Annotated in this window: 16 protein-coding genes and 1 tRNA gene; 7 read left to right on the top strand and 10 right to left on the bottom strand. The window is 38.5% G+C overall.

All coding sequences use genetic code 11. The annotated features are described in order from the left end of the window. Positions 1-131 precede the first annotated feature (131 nt). A complete protein-coding gene (locus tag EW15_RS08675) occupies positions 132-614 on the top strand; it encodes a hypothetical protein (protein WP_038654180.1) in 483 nt (160 codons plus the stop codon). A gap of 21 nt (positions 615-635) precedes the next feature. On the opposite strand, the gene EW15_RS08670 is transcribed toward EW15_RS08675, so the two are convergent. From EW15_RS08670 to EW15_RS08650, 5 genes are all read right to left on the bottom strand, one after another. Then, complete coding sequence (locus tag EW15_RS08670; RefSeq protein ID WP_156095776.1) at positions 636-1,349, bottom strand: phosphoesterase; 714 nt, start codon at positions 1,347-1,349, stop codon at positions 636-638. Beyond that, a complete protein-coding gene (locus EW15_RS08665) occupies positions 1,346-2,161 on the bottom strand; it encodes a metallophosphoesterase (RefSeq protein ID WP_038654178.1) in 816 nt (271 codons plus the stop codon). Before EW15_RS08665 ends, EW15_RS08670 begins: the two co-directional genes overlap by 4 nt. A 12-nt stretch (positions 2,162-2,173) precedes the next feature. Continuing rightward, the gene (locus EW15_RS08660) at positions 2,174-2,950 is read right to left on the bottom strand and encodes an ATPase (RefSeq protein WP_038654176.1); all 777 of its coding nucleotides are present in this window, start codon (positions 2,948-2,950) and stop codon (positions 2,174-2,176) included. A 320-nt stretch (positions 2,951-3,270) separates the two neighbouring features. Further along, on the bottom strand, positions 3,271-4,017 hold the full coding sequence (gene folE / locus EW15_RS08655; RefSeq protein ID WP_038654174.1) for a GTP cyclohydrolase I: 747 nt from the start codon (positions 4,015-4,017) through the stop codon (positions 3,271-3,273). 250 nt (positions 4,018-4,267) lie between these two features. Next, positions 4,268-4,339: transfer RNA gene (locus EW15_RS08650), tRNA-Thr, on the bottom strand. A 33-nt stretch (positions 4,340-4,372) separates the two neighbouring features. Between EW15_RS08650 and EW15_RS10650 the strand changes: the two genes are divergently transcribed. Continuing rightward, entirely contained in the window at positions 4,373-4,642 is a 270-nt protein-coding gene (locus EW15_RS10650; protein WP_038655476.1) for a DUF3493 domain-containing protein, read from the top strand. 54 nt (positions 4,643-4,696) lie between these two features. Here the strand turns inward: EW15_RS10650 and infB are convergent, their stop codons facing one another. From infB to EW15_RS08625, 4 genes are all read right to left on the bottom strand, one after another. After that, entirely contained in the window at positions 4,697-8,245 is a 3,549-nt protein-coding gene (gene infB, locus EW15_RS08640; RefSeq protein ID WP_038654172.1) for a translation initiation factor IF-2, read from the bottom strand. Positions 8,246-8,309: 64 nt separating this feature from the next. Next, on the bottom strand, positions 8,310-8,585 hold the full coding sequence (locus tag EW15_RS08635; protein WP_038654169.1) for a YlxR family protein: 276 nt from the start codon (positions 8,583-8,585) through the stop codon (positions 8,310-8,312). Then, a complete protein-coding gene (nusA, locus tag EW15_RS08630) occupies positions 8,582-10,021 on the bottom strand; it encodes a transcription termination factor NusA (protein ID WP_038654167.1) in 1,440 nt (479 codons plus the stop codon). Before nusA ends, EW15_RS08635 begins: the two co-directional genes overlap by 4 nt. Before the next feature lie 55 nt (positions 10,022-10,076). Beyond that, the gene (locus EW15_RS08625) at positions 10,077-10,547 is read right to left on the bottom strand and encodes a ribosome maturation factor RimP (RefSeq protein ID WP_038655472.1); all 471 of its coding nucleotides are present in this window, start codon (positions 10,545-10,547) and stop codon (positions 10,077-10,079) included. A 179-nt stretch (positions 10,548-10,726) separates the two neighbouring features. On the opposite strand from EW15_RS08625, the gene EW15_RS08620 reads away from it, so the two are divergent. Both EW15_RS08620 and rpiA read left to right on the top strand, forming a co-directional pair. Next, positions 10,727-11,872 (top strand): trypsin-like peptidase domain-containing protein, encoded by a 1,146-nt coding sequence (locus EW15_RS08620; RefSeq protein ID WP_038654165.1) that lies wholly within the window; start codon positions 10,727-10,729, stop codon positions 11,870-11,872. Positions 11,873-11,908: 36 nt separating this feature from the next. Further along, entirely contained in the window at positions 11,909-12,619 is a 711-nt protein-coding gene (gene rpiA, locus EW15_RS08615; protein ID WP_038654163.1) for a ribose-5-phosphate isomerase RpiA, read from the top strand. On the opposite strand, the gene hisD is transcribed toward rpiA, so the two are convergent. Then, positions 12,606-13,955, bottom strand: a complete 1,350-nt coding sequence (gene hisD / locus EW15_RS08610; protein WP_038654160.1) for a histidinol dehydrogenase — start codon at positions 13,953-13,955, stop codon at positions 12,606-12,608. The two genes, rpiA and hisD, sit on opposite strands and share 14 nt — an antisense overlap. Before the next feature lie 117 nt (positions 13,956-14,072). On the opposite strand from hisD, the gene rpsT reads away from it, so the two are divergent. From rpsT to rpoB, 3 genes are all read left to right on the top strand, one after another. Beyond that, complete coding sequence (gene rpsT, locus EW15_RS08605) at positions 14,073-14,369, top strand: 30S ribosomal protein S20 (RefSeq protein ID WP_011295363.1); 297 nt, start codon at positions 14,073-14,075, stop codon at positions 14,367-14,369. Between the two features lie 48 nt (positions 14,370-14,417). Continuing rightward, the gene (locus EW15_RS08600) at positions 14,418-15,209 is read left to right on the top strand and encodes a TatD family hydrolase (RefSeq protein WP_038654158.1); all 792 of its coding nucleotides are present in this window, start codon (positions 14,418-14,420) and stop codon (positions 15,207-15,209) included. 253 nt (positions 15,210-15,462) lie between these two features. Further along, positions 15,463-18,750, top strand: a complete 3,288-nt coding sequence (rpoB, locus tag EW15_RS08595; protein WP_038654156.1) for a DNA-directed RNA polymerase subunit beta — start codon at positions 15,463-15,465, stop codon at positions 18,748-18,750. Positions 18,751-18,774 lie beyond the last annotated feature (24 nt).

Here is an 18,774-nt window from a genome sequence, read left to right as displayed (position 1 = left end):
ATTAAGCTAATTGCGTAGATAATATAAAAGATATTATCTCTATAGTGGAGATCTAATGTCTGAAGAGTGACAATAATGACTATTTATATTTAAAGATCTATTATCAAGATTAATAAGGGTTCAATTCAACTATGAATAAGGCTTCTAAATATATTTTGATTATAGTTTTTGCTTTTCTTATTCAGATTTGTTCTCAGCCAGTATTTGCATGTGTTGAGGGTTTGACGTGGGGAATGGACCTTCAAAAGATAGAGAGCCATCTTGGTATATCTTTCAGTCCCATCAAAGAAGAAATAACCCGGAATCTTTTCGAGGTTAAAGATATTCAGATCAGTGGATTACCTGTAGAGGTTCTTCGAGTTCGAATTGAAAATGAGGACGGATTAAAGCAACTGGCTTATGAAATAGACAATGAAAACATGACTGAAGTCTTGGCAGGATTAAGGTATCGCTTTGGTCCTCCAGTTGGTACAAGTGTTAATGTTGAAGGTGGCTCTCCTCAGCAACAATGGATTTGGCATACGGGAGAAGATGTGATTGTGGCAGTTAAAAGTGAGCATCGTCCATTTGTGCTTTCTTATCGACCATCACTTTTAGATCCCTCTTTTCTATAACAGAAGTTTTTAAAAATTTAATTACCCAAATCCCCTTGCAGTTGATTTAGGCTGATCAAGAACATTAAGAAAGTGAGTTTTATCACTTCCAACATCATAAAGAGTGTAATAAGCGCCAGCACCAATTCCTATAACTCCTCTCTTAGGCATTCTCTGTTCTTGCTTACGATTACCACCTAAATCTTTGACGTATGAGTTAACTACAGCGTCAGTCAATTCAAGATGAAATTGTTGAGCACTTCTTGCTGTAAACAATCTATTCACACCAAGTCGAGTAAGACGGTCCAAAAGGATAAGAGGAGGTGTGTCCTTTGTTAGAGAATCTCCAACGTCTTTAGAACTTCCATGAATCAATCCGCAATCCAATTCGACAAATCCAAATTCAAGAGAAGCCAACCAATTTAAATAATACGGATCAACCGCATTTACAAGAGCTTTAACTACGCTTTCTCCTTCATTTAGTCTTAAAGCATCTGCCTTTTGTTCTCCACGATAACCCCGTTCTGCAAGTAGCTGATCTTCCCACCAACCATAAATACATTGGGGCTTGAAATCGCCAGGGAGAGGATTGATTAGACGGTCGATCAATGCATCGCAATTTCTTGCTGCTCCTACCATGTCACCCAAAACAAATAATTTTATATCTCCTTGAATTTTTTTTAAATTCTTTTGAATAAGTGCATAAGTCTCAAGGTCGCCCTTTAAACCACTTATTAATGCCCAGCGTTCAATCATCTTTCACACACATGACTAGCATCCTCGGCCAGTTCTGCAAATTCAAAGCCATGACTCAGGCGCCATGCAAATATATGAGGTAGCCCAACTTCTATGATAGCTTTGCAGGTTCGATTAATATCATATGAAACTTCTTTTATATCAATATTGTTTGTTTCATCGTCGTAAATCACATAGGTAGCATTAATCCCTCCATGACGCGGTTCGCCAACAGACCCTGCATTGACTATCCTTCTCATAGGTAAATTCATTTCTTTATTTTCTAATTTATTCTTAGGACTGTTTTTAAGACTTACTCGAATTGTTCCATTTCCTAATTCACGAAGATAAGGTAAGTGTGTATGACCACAAAATAAAGTTTCAGCTCCAGCCATTTCTACTCTTTCTAACGCTGCAAATGCATCCATATCTGGAAGGAGATATTCATGTTGACTATTAGGGCTGCCATGAACAAAAAGCAATTTATTTCTACGTATAGATTTTGGAAGGCTAGCTAGAAAACTCTTATTTTTATTCGACAACTTTGTAGTAGTCCATTTGTGAGCTTCGTGTCCACGTCTTTCGGCAAGTTGGGAGGGATAGCTACAATCACAGGCATCAAGTCCATCGACAACATCTTCGTCCCAACAACCCTGACAGGTGGCAATATTACGCTCTCTTATTAACTCCACAACCTCATTTGGATGCGGTCCATAGCCCACCAAGTCACCAAGGCAAGTAATGATATCAATTCCTTGACGATCGATGTCGTTAAGTACAGCCTCTACAGCAGGGAGGTTGGCATGTAAACATGAGATAACTGCTTGTTTCATAAGTAAACTTTATTAAGTTGCTGCTAATTGTTGATTGCCAAGAGAAGCTTGATGGAACTGCAATACAGCATCATTTACAAGACAAAGATTGACAGTAGATTTAATGCTTACAAAATCAAGATTTCTTCCTTGAATAATTAGTTGCGATATTCGCTGAGGTCTCCCTTTGGGTGGCGCAAAATTATTTAGTTGCAAAAACTGCGAACCATTTCGACTAACAATCCAGTTGAACAACATAAATCGTCCATCAATGATATTCATCAGGGCTTTTGCTCGATATACATCTCCATATGCACCATTAACTAATTCAAACCAAAAAGTATTTAGGCTTGGCGGATCCCAAACAGTTTCATTGAGGTTGATACTTAAGGATTCGATCTTTTCAAAGTTTAATGTGTCAACAATTGGCAATTCATTGTCACGGCCAAAATGGAGATATTTATCAGGTATAAGTTTTAAATTCTCAAGCTGGTTAATAACACGTCGATCAATGCCAGCCAATCCAGATTCCTTAGGAAGATAAAACTGTGGAAGCTCAATGAATAACAACAAACCATCTTGATCAGTACAGAGTTGATCAGAGGATTTAGATAAATCTATTAGCTGTGGTATTTGATCTTTAAGAAATACATAATCAATCTCATTAGAGTTTGCCTGTTCCAAAGAGTTCTCTGAGAATCCTGAAAGGCGAAGAAAACCACAAGAACTATTATGTTTTTTTAATCTATCAAGGATCCAACTGGTTTTACCACAACCTGGAGGACCTGAAATTAACCAGACCTGACGCATTCAAAAGATATGGAATAACGTAAAAGAATATACATCCATTTTGAAAATGATTTCCATTTTCATTTGCATGTTAAAACATTCAAGCTGAAGTCTTAGTAGGATTACCTTATATTTTGCTCCTCCGGTTGGGCACAATGATTATGTTAAAGATAGATCATTTCATCAATAATTGATTAGACATACAGTTGATAATGTAACTGTCTGAGTTGATAGCTATTAAAGCAATTTTGCTTACTTATCCTCCCTTGTTATTAGAACACTTTTTTCGCTATTAGAGATTTATTCAAAAGTTGAAGTAACCACGCAAAATGCCACTTGATTTAGTAATTTTTACCGAAATTGGATTGTTGCTTAACAAGTTCAAAGAACTCCTGCTTCAAACTTGCATCATGGCGAAAATCACCCCTAACGATTGAGTTGATCATGCTGGTTTCAGGCTCTTTGACTCCTCGCCATTTCATACAATAATGTTGTGCTTTAACAAGGATTGCAAGACCTTTGGGTTCACATAATCTCTCTATTTCATCAGCAAGAATCATGACAGCTTCTTCTTGAATATGTGGCCTAGAAAAGACCCAATCAGCTACTCTTGCAAACTTCGATATTCCAATAACTTTTTCTCCAGGTTTTATTCCTATCCAGCAATCTCCAAGAATTGGAACAAAGTGATGAGAACATGCTGATCGAACAGTGATTGGTCCAAGTGTATAGATCTCATCTAAATTTCTATCGTTAGGAAAATTAGTAACCTTAGGTTGAGGGTGATATCTGCCTTTAAATACTTCATTTAGATACATTCTGGAAACTCGTTCTGCAGTTTCTTGAGTGTTGTGGTCATTATCAACATCAATCAATAAAGTTTTCAGCAAATCTCTAACTCTGGTTGCAACTTCTCTCTCAAGAGTTTCTAGTTCTCCAGGCTGAATGAAATCAGAAATATTATCATTTGCATGGAATCTAGCTCCATTGGCTTTTATACGTTCACGAATTATTTCTGAGACTAATTTGCAAGAAATTTTATCTTTTAAATTATCCTTAACATTCTCATTAGGAGCAGTAGAAGTCATAACCTTTATTTGTAAGGGTAAAAACCGATGACATACATTTACAGCGCTAAGACCCTAACATATCGAGATGACTTTCGTTATGAACAGAATAACTAGACGCTTTTACTAGAATCATTGGACACAGTTGATTTTTGAGAAAGGATCTTAGTCTTCTATAAGTTTTTATAAAAGAAGAAAAATTTTAATAAAAACTTTAATTAAGGTCACCTTCTCTGAAGCAAATTCCTTCTAAAGCCCTTTAATAACTATATGCCGATGAGTGGAATTGAACCACCGACCTACTGGTTACGAATCAGTTGCTCTACCCCTGAGCTACACCGGCACTAGAATAAAGTTATCATCTTTGAATTTATTTTTGAGTAATTCTAATAAGCCTGATTCCAATTTGGATCCAAATTTAAAAGCTCGACTGTTGAAGGAGACTAAAAATCCTTATCGGGGATTAAGAAGAACTGTCTGGATTGCACTCTTCGGGTCAGCGGCCCTAGGCTTGTTTATTATGGTTACCAACGTAATTGCGGGAGATAATGTATCCATTAATGACCTTGCAATCCAAACTTCAGCATTAGTAATTATCGGCTTTTTGTTATTTAAAGACAGAAGCAAAGAAGATGCAGATAAGTAATCTAGCTTTAATTAATGAGATATATTAGAGGTGAGTTTGGATTGATTAGCTAAATTAAGTTGTTAACTTTCTTCTTTGGGTTACAAGCTTGAATGCTTCAATTTGATCACCTTCTTCCCAGTTTGCAAAGCGATCACAACCTATTCCACATTCGAACCCTGTTGATACATCCTTGACGTCATCTTTATTCCTTTTCAATGAGTCTAGATCGCCTTCGAAAACTACTTGTTTTCCTCTTTTAACTCTGGCTCGGCAATTACGTTGTATCTTTCCATTTATTACGTAGCAACCAGCAACGGCACTTTTACCAATGGAGAATATTGCTCTAACCTCAGCCACCCCAAGAGCTTCTTCTATCATTTCTGGTTCTAGAAGACCCTCCATCGCTAATTGGATATCTTCTAAAAGCTTATAAATAACCTCGTAGTCTCTTACGTCAACGCCATTTGCATCAGCGGCTCGTTTGGCGCCTGATGCCATTGAAGTATTGAATCCAACTATTACAGCACCAGAGGCCGCTGCTAAGTCAACATCAGTCTCTGTGATTTCACCTGGAGCTGAGAGCAATACTCTGACTTGGACTTCGTCTTTAGGAAGCTGCTCTAGAGAACCAAGTATTGCTTCTAAGCTTCCTTGAACATCAGCTTTGAGGATAATATTTAATTCTTTAAGTTCACCCTCACTTGCTTGCCCAGACATCGACGAAAGTGAAACTCGTCTTGAAGCCATTTGCTGAGCAAGTCGCGCTGCACGAGCATCGTTTGCTCGTTCTCCAACCACTGCTCTCGCGGCTTTTTCATCTGGATAAACTTCGAACTCATCACCAGCTGTTGGTACTTCGCTAAAGCCAAGGGCTTCGACTGGAAAAGATGGACCTGCTTCTTTAATCCTGGATCCATTTTCATCCACCATCGCTCTTACTTTTCCAAGTATTGGCCCAGCTGCGACTACATCTCCTGATTTGAGGGTACCATTTTGAACTAATAATGTTGCAACAGGCCCTTTTGCTTTGTCTAAGTGGGCTTCGATAACGGTACCTTTAGCCAATCTGTCTGGGTTTGCTTGTAAATCCTCTACTTCAGTTACGAGCAAAACCATCTCTAAAAGTTTATCGATGTTTTCGCCTTTAATTGCACTAACGGGAACCATTACCACGTCTCCTCCCCATTCTTCTGACAATAAATCCTGCTCTGATAACTCTTGTTTTACACGATCGGGAGAAGATCCTTCTTTATCAATTTTGTTTATTGCTACGACAATGGGGACTTTTGCTGCTCTTGCATGGCTAATAGCTTCTAGGGTTTGAGGCCTAACCCCATCATCAGCAGCTACAACTAAAATCGCTACATCTGTGACCCTAGTGCCTCTAGCTCTCATCGCTGTAAAAGCTTCATGCCCAGGGGTGTCCAGAAAAGTTAGTTTTTTAGTTGATCCATCATGTTCAGTCTCAATTTGATAAGCACCGATGTGTTGAGTAATTCCTCCAGCTTCCCCTGCTGCAACTCTTGCTTTTCTAATAGCGTCTAGTAAAGATGTTTTTCCATGATCAACGTGCCCCATCACTGTAACGACGGGAGGTCTTCTAATTAAGTATTTTAAATCTCCCTCCTCAATCATTTCAACTGTCTTCTTCGCTGCTTCTTCAACATCATCTTGAAGAACTGGTACTCCGAATTCCTCAGCAACTGTCTCGATTGTCGCTAGATCTAGTGATTGAGTAACGGTTGCAGTAATTCCTTTGAAAAATAATGATTTAATGATTTCGGAACTTTCAACACTCAACATGTCAGCAAGCTCTTGAACTGTGAGATTGTCTTCTGGGACAACAATCATTTCCGGTCTTACAAGTTTTGCTTCTCTAGCTGCTCTTAATTCCATCGCACGTCTTCTTTGCCTTTGGCGAGTTGTTTCTTTTTTACGTTTTTTTAGAGCAGTTAAAGGCTTCCCATTGTTTCTCTTTCCAGCCTTGGGCTTTGATGGTCGAGCCAAGCTCTCTGAGAGAACAACTGCTTGTTGTTCCCCTGCGAATCCACCTCTTTCTGCAGTTAGTGCATCATCATTTTCTCCAATAATATGGACTTTTTGACGCTGTTTTTGAGGAGATTTATTTCTTAAAGCATCAAGCTTTGCACTGTCATCCCAATCAGGTCTTCCTGTCCTTCTTGGTGCTGCAGCGGTACCACCAGGTCTATAAGTTGGCTTTTTAGGAGCTGCTGGAGTTGGCCTGTTTACCGGTGGCCTTGCTCCAGTTGAGTTTTCTCTTTTAGGCCTAGGGCTAGTTGGAGAATCAGTTTTTCTTTGTGGAGCCTTTGGTCTGGCTTGTGGCTTTTGCAGTTGCATCAATTCACTAGGTGCAACTGGTTTCCTCATACCAGATGGAACGCCTGGTCGATTATTAGCACGGTTTGGCCCACCAATGGACCTGGTAGGAACTCCAGGTCTGTTTTGTATAGCCCCTCGAGCTGGAGCCCCAGTACGCACTGGCGCTCCAGCTCGATTATTAGCACCTGGACGGTTTTGACCTTGAGTAGGTCGATTTGCTACTCCACCTCGATTGAGACCTTGACGATTTGGCGAACCTGGTCGACCTGCCCCTCCCATTCTGTTATTAGGACTAGGTCGATTTGATAATCCTTGACGATTTGCAGAGGTTGGTTTTTTTGGCGCGCCTGGCCTTAATGGCATTACGGGCTTAGTTCTTACTTCGTTCGTCTGAGGTTTATTTACAGGCTTTTCTCTTCGTATTGGTGCACCTACAAGTTCAAGAGTATTTTCTTTGGTTGGAGGCTGAGTTGTCCTCGACGGTGGATTCTGTTTGTTTTGACTTTTACTTCTTTGGATATTCCCTTGACCAACTTTCTGAGGAGAAATATCATCCTGATTCGTTCTTGTTTTTGTTTTTTGGATATTAGGTTGTAAGTTTTTTTTATCTTGAATATTTATTTTTGGTCTGCTTGGTGGTGCTAATGTTCTCTTTGGTTCCTGACGATTAATTTGCTGTGGTTGACCAATTGGTTTTTTAGTTAATTCAGATCTTTTTGGTTGGTTGATGAATTGTTCATCTTTTTTTTGTTCGGGATGTGGAATCTTTCGCTCAGTTTGAGTTAAAGGCTTGGAAATAGTTGGTTTTACTTCTTCTCTAGGCTTTGGAGGTAATGGTTTATTTGGTTTAGGGGGTGCGGTTATTTGTTGTTGTGCAGGAAATTTATTTTTTAAAGTTTTTTGGTTATTTGCTTGTGAAGCTCCTTGGTTTGTAACTAAAATTTGACTTGGCTTTAAAGGGGTATTTAACTTTACCTGTGAAAGTTCTGATTGATCGGGGGTATTTTTAGATTCGTTCTTCTGATTCTTTTGAGTTTTGACAGGACTTTTTTTAACAGAAAGAATTTGTTTGTCTAATTTCTTACTGGCTTTAATAGTGGTTTTTTCAGTATTGCTAGTTTTTAGAAAATCTTTGATTTGATTTGCCTCAAGACTGCTTATCGAGCTGCTGTGGCTCTTTGCTGCTATTGCAAGTTTTCGAGCTGCGTCTAGCACATCTTTATTGTCAAGGTTTAAATCCTTGGACAATTCATAAATTCTGATTTTACCGCTGCTGGTCATTAATTAATGTTGTGCTTGAACTTTAGATTTGGTTTTTGAGTTGACTGAGTTCTCTTAATGAACATCATGCCTCAGTATCTGAATAAATGCAGGTATTGAGTTGTTTTTGGAGCATATTGAAAACGCTTGAGTGTACATCACATCTCAAAGCTTTTTGTAATCTTTTACGCTTCAAAGCTTCTTCAAAACATGACTCAGTTGGACAGAGATAGGCTGATCTTCCCATCCCGCCTGAGAAAACTACTCCATTCTGAAAATCTCTAGTAACTTTTAAAAAATACTTGCGATCAAGAACTTTTTTGCAAGCTACACACCTTCGCAGAATGGGGTTTTGACTCACCGGGTTCCTTCCTCTTCTGTAATTATTTTATCTTCAGAAGCAACCCCTTCTTCGATTGTTTCTTCAATATCACTTTCTTCAGATTCAGATTCTGTTTCATTATTATCGATGTCTGACAACTGCTCATCTTGAAACTCTTCTTCGTCTTCTGGAAGGGGGTAAAGCTCTCTTAAACGTGCATCTTCTTCAGCTCTAGCTGCTTGTTCTGCTTCTAATCTCTTCTCAGCTTCTCTCTGTAAAGATTCTTCTTCTTCTCTTTGAGAAATTAATTCTGCAACCTCGGAATCTTCAGTGGCTTGATCATATTCTTGTGAATTTTTGATATCTATTTTCCATCCTGTGAGCCTTGCAGCAAGTCTTACATTTTGCCCTTCTCTTCCGATTGCGAGGCTAAGTTGATCTGGTGGAACCAAGACATGAGCATGCTGACCTTCAGGATCAACAAGTCTAACTACTTCAACTCTTGCAGGACTTAATGAGTTACAGATGTATTGAACAGGGTCTGAAGACCAACGAATTACATCTATTTTTTCTCCACGAAGTTCATTTACCACTTGTTGAATGCGAGCCCCTCTAGCACCAATGCATGCTCCAACAGGGTCCACCTCTCTTTCGATACTGTCAACAGCTACTTTTGTTCTGGGACCTACTGCTCTTGAAGGTGGATTTGCTTCACGAGCAACAGCAACAATACGTACTGAACCTTCTTGAATTTCAGGAACTTCATTCTCAAATAAATATACAACCAATCCGGCGTTTGACCTGCTGACAAAAAGTTGAGGCCCTCTCCTAGGAATTTCACTAACTTCTTTGAGAAATACTTTAAATGTTGCGTTTGCTCGATAATTATCATTTGGCAATTGATCTCGTCTTGGAAGCTCTGCTTCTACTTCTGGTCTACCTAAACCAGAGCTAACTGCCATAATAACTGACTGCCTTTCAAATCTAATGACCCTGGCAGTTAGAACTGGATCTTCTAGGTCAGCAAACTCCTCTTGAATCATTCTTCTCTGCTGATCTCTCAATTTTTGAGCTAAAACTTGCTTGGTTGTAGATGCAGCCATTCTTCCAAAATCTTCTTTCTCTGGAGTCACATCTAGTACAACGGTATCGCCAACTTGAGCGTCATCAGCAACTTGCTTAACCTCAACAATTGCTATTTGATGATCATCACTCTCAACCTCCTCAACTATTATTTTACTTGCTAAAACTCTGTAACCCTCCTCTTCTAGATCCAATCCAACATCAAAGTTACTAAAATAATCTTCTTCAAAAGGATCTTCACTGATACCTAAATAAAGAGTTCTTCGATATCGTTCATAACCTTTTAAAAGTGCTTCTCTCAAAGCAGCTTCGACGACTTGTGATGGAAGCTTTTTTTCCTCACTAATGTCTTCAATTAAGTTATTTAAGCCTGGGAGTAGAACAAGAGCCATCGATGATGGGATGTAGAGATGAGAATGATTGGGTTAGATAATTACTATCTAGATTTTAACCGGAGGGTGTTGTGAGTCGGACTTGGATAACGTCTTCAACCGGAATTCGTTGAGTTTTCCCCTTTTGATTTATATGAAGTTGATTATCTGTCCTTTTTAGAAGCAAACCGTTTGTTTGTTGTTCAATTTTTTTTAAATCCTGATAAGTAACTTCAATAGGAAAACCTTTGAATGTTTTAAAATCTTTTTCATCTGTTAAAAAATCACCAATTCCCTCGCTGCTGATTTCAAGATTAAAAGGTTGATCAATTATTGAAGAACCTTGGATAGCTTCATCAATATGTTGACTAAGCATAGAACAGTCATCAATAGAGACTTTCTTGTCAGGATTTTTGTGTCGGATATTTAGCTGAATTGATAAGGGGTTTAGATGAGTTAACATCTTAAAATCAGTTACATCAAAGCCATAATTAGTCGCTGATTTCGCTGTAAGAACCTTCAATTCTGAAACGGTTTGATTAGACAAAAGGCAGTGTCGAAGTCGGGCAGGAAGCCCGAGCGGTTTAAGTTTTGACCCGCCCCTATTCAAAGAGGTACCGTCAGGCTTCTAAATATTACTAGATAGAGGTTTCGGTTACCTCTAAAATCAACTTCTTTTTATTTTGCATTGTTCTACTTTATTCTTTGTTTAAGAAAATTCTAGTTATGGTGAGTTTTAGAAAGTTAGAAATCATTAGGATATTTAAGAGTAAATTGTTCCTTTTCTCAGTCCTTTTTTGCTTTTTGTTGGGGCCAAAATCAGTATTTGCTTTAGAAGATTTTCAAGCAAGTGAATCTCATAGTTTTGTTGCTAACGTTGCCAGTATGGTGTCCCCATCGGTTGTAAGGATTGATATTGAAAGAGAGATTCCAACAGATGAATTTGAATCTGATTTGTTAGACCCATTGTTAAGAGATCTTTTAGGCGATTTGGGGACTTTCCCAAAAAAAGAAAGGGGGCAAGGTTCAGGAGTGATAATTGATAGTTCTGGATTAATTCTTACCAACGCTCATGTAGTGGAAAAAGTTGATCGTGTGATAATCACTCTTCAAAATGGAAATCAAGTGGATGGAACAGTTGTTGGAACCGATCAAGTTACTGACTTAGCTTTGGTCAAAATCAAAGAATTTCCTGGCCTAGTCAGCGCAAAATTGGGAGATTCGGAAGATATTCATGTTGGAGACTGGGCAATTGCTCTTGGGACACCTTATGGACTTGAAAGCACTGTCACGCTTGGCATTGTCAGCAGTCTTCATAGAGACATTAATACTCTTGGCTTTTCTGACAAGAGATTGGATTTAATTCAAACTGACGCTGCAATTAATCCAGGTAATTCTGGCGGACCATTAATAAGTTCAAATGGAGAAGTTATTGGAATAAATACTTTGGTCAGATCAGGCCCAGGGGCTGGACTGGGATTCGCAATTCCAATCAATCTTGCATCAAAAGTTACTAATCAATTGCTCGCTAATGGAGAAGTTATTCATCCTTATCTGGGTGCCCAGTTGGTTTTATTAAATGAAAGAATAGCAAAAGAGCATAATCAAGATCCAAACGCATTGATTTTTTTGCCTGAGCGATCAGGAGCACTTGTGCAATCTGTTATCCCTCAAAGTCCAGCAGAGGAGGGAGGCTTAAGACGTGGTGATCTTGTTATTAATGCAGGTGGAACTGAAATTAATGATCCTGGGTCTTTACTTATGGAAGTTGAGAATGCTCAAATAGGGAAGCCATTCGAATTGGAAGTCGTTCGAAATAATAAAGAGATTAATCTTTCTATTAAGCCCGCTCCATTACCTGGAATCAGCTAAAAAACTTGCTACTGTCTTTCGAAAAGGTACGACTAAATGGATCTCCAAAATCAAATGAAACAAGCAGTTGCTCTAGCTGCTGTAGATCAAATTGAAAACGGGATGATTCTTGGCCTTGGCTCTGGTTCTACAGCAGCTTTAATGATTGAAGCATTGGCTGTGAAAATAAAATCAGGAGAAATAAAAGATGTTGTTGGAGTCACTACATCTTTTCAGGGTGAAGTTCTTGCTTCGGAATTAGGCATACCACTGAAATCTCTTTCCTCGGTTTCAGAAATTGACCTTGCAATTGATGGCGCAGATGAAGTGGATCCCAAATTTCAATTAATTAAAGGGGGAGGAGCTTGTCATGTTCAGGAAAAACTAGTGGCTGCTTTGGCCAGAAAATTTATAGTTGTGGTTGACTCCACAAAACTTGTTGACAAATTAAACCTTGATTTCAAATTGCCAGTAGAGGTTCTTCCTTCTGCTTGGAAACAAGTCCAAAAAACATTAGAAGATCTTGGAGGAGAAGGGTATCTAAGAATGGCCCAGAAGAAAGCTGGACCTATAGTTACTGATCAGGGAAACTTGATACTTGATTTATCTTTTAGTAATGGTATTGACCAACCTGAACTATTGGAGAGTCAAATTAACAACATTCCAGGTGTTCTTGAAAATGGACTTTTTGTTAACCTGACAGATCAAGTATTAGTTGGGAAAGTAGAAAATGACGCAGTGGGTGTTGAATCACTTAACAAGATTTAGAATCTCTAATTCGTATCGATTCTGCGTGACTATGCAATCCCTCGCTATTAGCTAAATGCACAACTGCATTTTTATTTTCATTAAAAGCTTCTCTTGAAAAATCAATAATTGAAGTATTTTTCATAAAAGTTTCTACTCCAAGAGCACCAGCAAACCTTGCAGTCCCTGAGGTAGGAAGAGTGTGATTTGGCCCCCCAAGATAATCTCCAATAGCTTCTGGGCTCCATGGTCCCATGAATATTGCTCCAGCATTATTGATGCTTTTAGATAATTCTTTTGGGTCCTCTACAAGTAATTCAAGATGTTCTGGAGCAAATGTATTGCTTAATTTTGCGCAAGTCTCTAAACTATCACAAATGACTATTAAACCCCACTTAGAGATTGATTCTTGGCATATTTTTAATCTTGGATGATTAATTAATTGGCGTTCAATTTCTGAAGGTAATTTTTCTGCTAATTCTTTATTAGTAGTGATTAGTATTGCCGAAGCTAAAGGGTCATGTTCAGATTGAGCTAACATATCAGAAGCAACATGTTCCAATTTGGCTGATTGGTCAGCGATTATTAGGATCTCACTTGGACCAGCCAGTGAATCAATTCCTACCTTTCCATAAACTTTTTTCTTTGCCAAAGTTACATAAATATTACCTGGTCCAGTAATTACATCTACTTTTGGAATTGATTGAGTCCCACTAGCAAGCGCTCCAATGGCCTGAGCGCCTCCAATACGAAAAACTTTGTTTATTCCAGTAATATGAGCCGCAGCTAGAACGGTTTGGTTTAAGTCCCCTTTTGAGTTAGCTGGCGAGACCATGATGATTTGATTTACTCCTGCAACAAAAGCAGGAATCGCATTCATTAAAACAGTGCTTGGATAGGCGGCCCTTCCGCCAGGAATATATATTCCCGCTTTTTCAACAGGACTCCATCTCCGTCCTAATGATTCACCATGGGGACCAGTATAACTGATATTTCTTGGTAATTGAAGACTATGAAATTTTTCAATTCTTTTTTTTGCCAATAAAAGTGAATCTTGTAAATCCTTGGGAGTCTCTTCCCAAGCTTTCAGTATTAATTTTGATGGAACTTGAAATTTTTCAGCTAGAAATCCATCAAAGCGAGAGGTGTATTCTTTAAGAGCTTCATCCCCTCTTTCACTAATGTTTTTAAGAATATCGTCAACTACTTTTATTGCTTTATCTTGAACTTTGCCAGATGTTCTATCAGTAATTATCTTGAGCTCAAGCTGAGCCTGATCAATATTATTAGCCGTTTTTATAGTCAATCTTTTTGAAGGGGTCTCTTGAATCTCATCTTTATTAATTATTTGTGTCATGAACTTTTGGCTATTGGTTCAATTTGATTATCTTATGCCGTAATTTTGATTTATGTAGATCTTCTTCATGGTCTTGAGGTAGTGTGGATTAACATAAGACTAAAACATTAAGCCTCCGTGGCAAATACCAACTCAGCTAAAAAGCGAATTCAAATTGCGGAACGCAACCGCCTTGAAAACAAAAATTACAAATCTACAGTGCGCACGTTAATGAAGCGATGCTTTGTGGCTTGTGGAATATTTGAAAAAGAGCCTGGCGATGAATCCAAAGCAGATCTTCAAAAAACATTTAATTTAGCCTTTAGCAAAATCGATAAAGCTGTTAAAAAAGGTGTTTTGCATAAAAACACTGGAGCTAATCAGAAATCCAGACTTAGCGTTGCGCTTAAGAAAGTTTTGAAAGAAGTTGTTTGAGAATAAATAATCTAAGATTTATTATCGTAATAACATTTTTTTTTCATCTTGAGCGATTCCAAAAGTTCAATAATTGATAGCCACTGTCATATCGTATTTTCTAACTTCAATGAAGATAGAGAAAAAGTTGCCGAAAGATGGAGAAAACAAGGAGTTAAAGCCTTATTACACGCCTGTGTAGAGCCCTCTGAAATCCCTGCTATTAGATCAATGGCTGATCAATTTCAGGAAATGAGATATTCCGTAGGAGTACATCCTTTAGATGTACATCATTGGGGACCAGATACCGCAAGTGTTTTAAAAAAAGCAGCTCTTGATGACAGTCGAGTTGTTGCAATAGGAGAATTGGGACTTGATCTTTTCAAGGCAGAGAACTTGAGCGAGCAACTTTCAGTTTTAATGCCGCAATTAAACTTAGCTTTTGAATTAGATTTGCCAGTCATTGTTCATTGCAGAGATGCCTCAAAAGCAATGTTAGAAGTTTTTTCTAAGCTTTCTAAAGCTGACCGCTGTCCAAAAGGTGTAATGCATTGTTGGAGCGGCAATGTTAAAGAGATGAGAGAGTTCCTTGATCTTGGCTTTTACATAAGTTTCAGTGGAAATGTAACTTTCAAAAACGCTTTTGATATTCATGAATGCGCCAAAGAAGTTCCGCAAAGTAGATTTCTAGTAGAAACAGATAGTCCTTTCTTGTCACCTGTCCCTCATAGAGGAAAAAGGAATGAGCCGTCTTTCGTAAAGCATGTGGTAGATAAAATATCAGAGATTAGGGGTGAAAGCTTTTCTGAAATTGCTGAAAAGACCACTCAAAACGCAAGGGAATTGTTTGCGTTGCCTTAAATATCATTGTTTCCTGTAGTTTAATAACTGATTTAAGTGTAAGATTAACTATTGTCTTGATTAGGCGTGTTATTTGCGCTTAAACCTTTAAGGTTCTACCTTTTGAGTCAGTTGTTCGTTGATTAAGTAAATTCAATTACAAAACTCGGTCTTCCAGTGGATTGTTTTTTGTTTTTTTCTTACTAAAGATCATTTTTCGACCTAAAGGACAAGACATAAACCCCGTCCTCTACATATAAACCCAGGTTCTCGAATGAGCAGAAGCGCGATTCAGGTGGCCAAAGCAGCTACATATCTGCCTGATCTGGTTGAGGTGCAAAGATCAAGTTTTAAGTGGTTTTTGGATAAAGGCTTGATAGAAGAATTGGACAATTTCTCTCCCATTACGGACTATACAGGCAAACTTGAGTTGCATTTTATAGGGGCAGAATATAAGCTTAAGCGTCCTAGACATGATGTAGAGGAAGCAAAAAGAAGAGATGCAACATTTGCTTCACAAATGTATGTCACCTGTCGTTTAGTTAATAAAGAAACCGGAGAGATTAAAGAACAAGAAGTTTTTATAGGTGAATTACCTTTAATGACTGAACGTGGAACTTTTATTATTAATGGCGCTGAAAGAGTAATAGTTAATCAAATAGTTCGAAGTCCAGGAGTTTATTTCAAAGATGAGCAAGATAAAAATGGTAGAAGAACTTACAATGCAAGCGTTATTCCTAATCGTGGAGCATGGTTAAAGTTTGAAACAGATAAAAACGATTTGCTGCATGTTCGCGTAGATAAAACACGAAAAATCAATGCTCATGTCTTAATGAGGGCAATGGGTTTATCAGATAATGATGTCATAGATAAATTAAGACATCCTGAATTTTATAAAAAGTCAATAGATGCAGCAAATGAGGAAGGTATAAGTTCAGAAGACCAAGCATTGCTAGAGCTTTATAAAAAGTTAAGGCCAGGCGAGCCACCTTCTGTAAGTGGTGGTCAACAGCTACTTCAGACAAGATTTTTTGATCCAAAAAGATATGATTTAGGAAGAGTTGGTAGATATAAAATAAATAAGAAATTACGCTTAACTATTCCTGACAATATAAGAACACTTACAAACGAAGATGTTCTTTCTACTTTAGATTATTTAATCAATTTAGAATTAGATGTTGGTGGAGCAACTTTAGATGATATTGATCATTTGGGTAATAGAAGAGTTAGGTCAGTCGGTGAACTTCTACAAAATCAAGTTCGAGTTGGTTTGAATAGACTTGAAAGGATAATTAAAGAGAGGATGACCGTTGGGGAAACAGATTCACTAACACCTGCGCAATTGGTAAATCCAAAACCTTTAGTGGCAGCAATAAAAGAATTTTTTGGTTCAAGTCAATTAAGCCAATTTATGGATCAAACCAATCCATTAGCTGAATTAACGCATAAAAGACGTATCTCTGCTCTGGGGCCAGGAGGTTTAACTCGTGAAAGAGCTGGCTTTGCCGTTCGGGATATTCATCCATCTCACTACGGAAGACTTTGCCCGATTGAAACACCTGAAGGACCAAATGCAGGTTTGATTAATTCGTTAGCAACTCACGCACGAGTAAATGAATACGGTTTTATTGAGACACCATTTTGGAAGGTAGAAAATGGTCGATTAATCAAGGAAGGTGACCCTATTTATCTTTCTGCAGATTTAGAAGATGAATGTAGGGTTGCTCCAGGTGATGTGGCTACAAACGAAGATGGAAAAATAATGGCAGAACTTGTTCCAGTTAGGTACCGACAAGATTTTGAAACGGTTTCTCCTGAACAAGTTGATTATGTCCAATTATCTCCTGTACAGGTTATTTCTGTAGCGGCATCCTTAATACCATTTTTGGAACACGATGATGCTAATAGAGCTTTAATGGGTTCAAATATGCAAAGACAAGCAGTTCCTCTTTTGCGTCCAGAAAGGCCTTTGGTTGGGACTGGTTTAGAGACTCAAGTTGCTAGAGACTCTGGAATGGTTCCAATTTCAAAAGTAAATGGATCTGTGACTTATGTTGACGCGAATGCAATTGTCGTTACTGATGACGAAGGAAATGATCACACTCATTACTTGCAAAAATATCAGAGATCTAATCAAGATACTTGTTTAAACCATAGGCCTATAGTTTTTAATGGTGACCCAGTGATTGTGGGGCAAGTTTTGGCTGATGGTTCGGCATGTGAGGGAGGGGAAATAGCTCTTGGTCAAAATGTATTAATTGCATACATGCCATGGGAAGGTTACAACTATGAAGATGCAATTCTTGTTAGTGAAAGGTTAGTTAAAGATGATCTATATACTTCTGTCCATATAGAAAAATACGAAATAGAAGCTCGTCAAACCAAGCTAGGTCCAGAAGAAATAACAAGAGAAATCCCAAATGTCTCAGAAGAAAGTCTTGGGAATTTGGATGAAATGGGAATAATACGAATAGGGGCTTTCGTTGAGAGTGGTGACATACTTGTTGGAAAAGTAACCCCTAAAGGAGAATCAGATCAGCCGCCTGAGGAAAAACTTTTAAGAGCTATTTTTGGAGAAAAAGCTAGAGATGTAAGAGATAACTCTCTACGAGTTCCCTCAACTGAAAGAGGACGAGTAGTTGATGTGAGAATTTATACAAGAGAGCAAGGTGATGAGCTGCCACCTGGCGCAAATATGGTTGTAAGAGTCTATGTGGCGCAACGCAGAAAAATCCAAGTTGGCGATAAAATGGCAGGCAGGCATGGCAACAAGGGCATTATAAGCAGAATACTGCCAAGAGAAGATATGCCTTATCTTCCTGATGGCACACCTGTAGACATATGCCTCAATCCTCTTGGCGTCCCAAGCAGAATGAATGTTGGTCAAGTCTTTGAGCTCCTTATGGGTTGGGCTGCCTCGAACTTGGATTGCAGAGTTAAAATTGTCCCATTTGATGAGATGTATGGACCAGAAATGTCTAATCAGACTGTACAAGCCTATTTAAAAGAGGCTGCAAAGCAGCCAGGCAAATCATGGGTATATAACCCTAAGGACCCTGGCAAATTACTCCTTAAGGATGGTCGAACCGGTGAGCCTTTTGATCAACCAGTTGCCGTTGGCTACGCTCACTTCCTAAAACTTGTGCACCTAGTCGATGATAAAATTCATGCTCGATCTACAGGTCCATATTCTTTAGTTACTCAACAACCTCTTGGTGGAAAGGCTCAACAAGGTGGACAGAGGCTTGGGGAAATGGAGGTGTGGGCACTTGAAGCTTATGGGGCAGCATATACTTTGCAAGAACTGTTAACTGTAAAATCTGATGACATGCAAGGTCGGAATGAGGCTCTCAATTCGATTGTTAAAGGCAAGCCAATTCCAAGGCCTGGGACTCCAGAGTCTTTCAAAGTTTTAATGAGAGAACTTCAGTCCTTGGGATTAGATATTGGAGTTTATACAGATGATGGAAAAGAAGTTGATCTAATGCAAGATGTCAATCCTCGTAGAAGCACGCCAAGTAGACCTACTTATGAATCATTAGGGAAAGAATATGAGGAGTAATCGACTCAACCTAAACAAATCATT

This window comes from Prochlorococcus sp. MIT 0801 (assembly GCF_000757865.1).
GTDB lineage: Bacteria > Cyanobacteriota > Cyanobacteriia > PCC-6307 > Cyanobiaceae > Prochlorococcus_B.
The sequence above is the reverse complement of the archived record's forward strand: the minus strand, read 5'-3'. Positions and strand labels throughout refer to the sequence as shown.

Coding starts and splice junctions, on each gene's coding strand:
- EW15_RS08670 (WP_156095776.1), bottom strand. CDS start 1,349: ATGATTGAACGCTGGGCATTAATAAGTGGTTTAAAGGGCGACCTTGAG.
- nusA (WP_038654167.1), bottom strand. CDS start 10,021: ATGGCTCTTGTTCTACTCCCAGGCTTAAATAACTTAATTGAAGACATT.
- rpiA (WP_038654163.1), top strand. CDS start 11,909: ATGGATCTCCAAAATCAAATGAAACAAGCAGTTGCTCTAGCTGCTGTA.
- rpoB (WP_038654156.1), top strand. CDS start 15,463: ATGAGCAGAAGCGCGATTCAGGTGGCCAAAGCAGCTACATATCTGCCT.
- EW15_RS08620 (WP_038654165.1), top strand. CDS start 10,727: ATGGTGAGTTTTAGAAAGTTAGAAATCATTAGGATATTTAAGAGTAAA.
- EW15_RS08675 (WP_038654180.1), top strand. CDS start 132: ATGAATAAGGCTTCTAAATATATTTTGATTATAGTTTTTGCTTTTCTT.
- EW15_RS08665 (WP_038654178.1), bottom strand. CDS start 2,161: ATGAAACAAGCAGTTATCTCATGTTTACATGCCAACCTCCCTGCTGTA.
- folE (WP_038654174.1), bottom strand. CDS start 4,017: ATGACTTCTACTGCTCCTAATGAGAATGTTAAGGATAATTTAAAAGAT.
- infB (WP_038654172.1), bottom strand. CDS start 8,245: ATGACCAGCAGCGGTAAAATCAGAATTTATGAATTGTCCAAGGATTTA.
- EW15_RS08660 (WP_038654176.1), bottom strand. CDS start 2,950: ATGCGTCAGGTCTGGTTAATTTCAGGTCCTCCAGGTTGTGGTAAAACC.
- hisD (WP_038654160.1), bottom strand. CDS start 13,955: ATGACACAAATAATTAATAAAGATGAGATTCAAGAGACCCCTTCAAAA.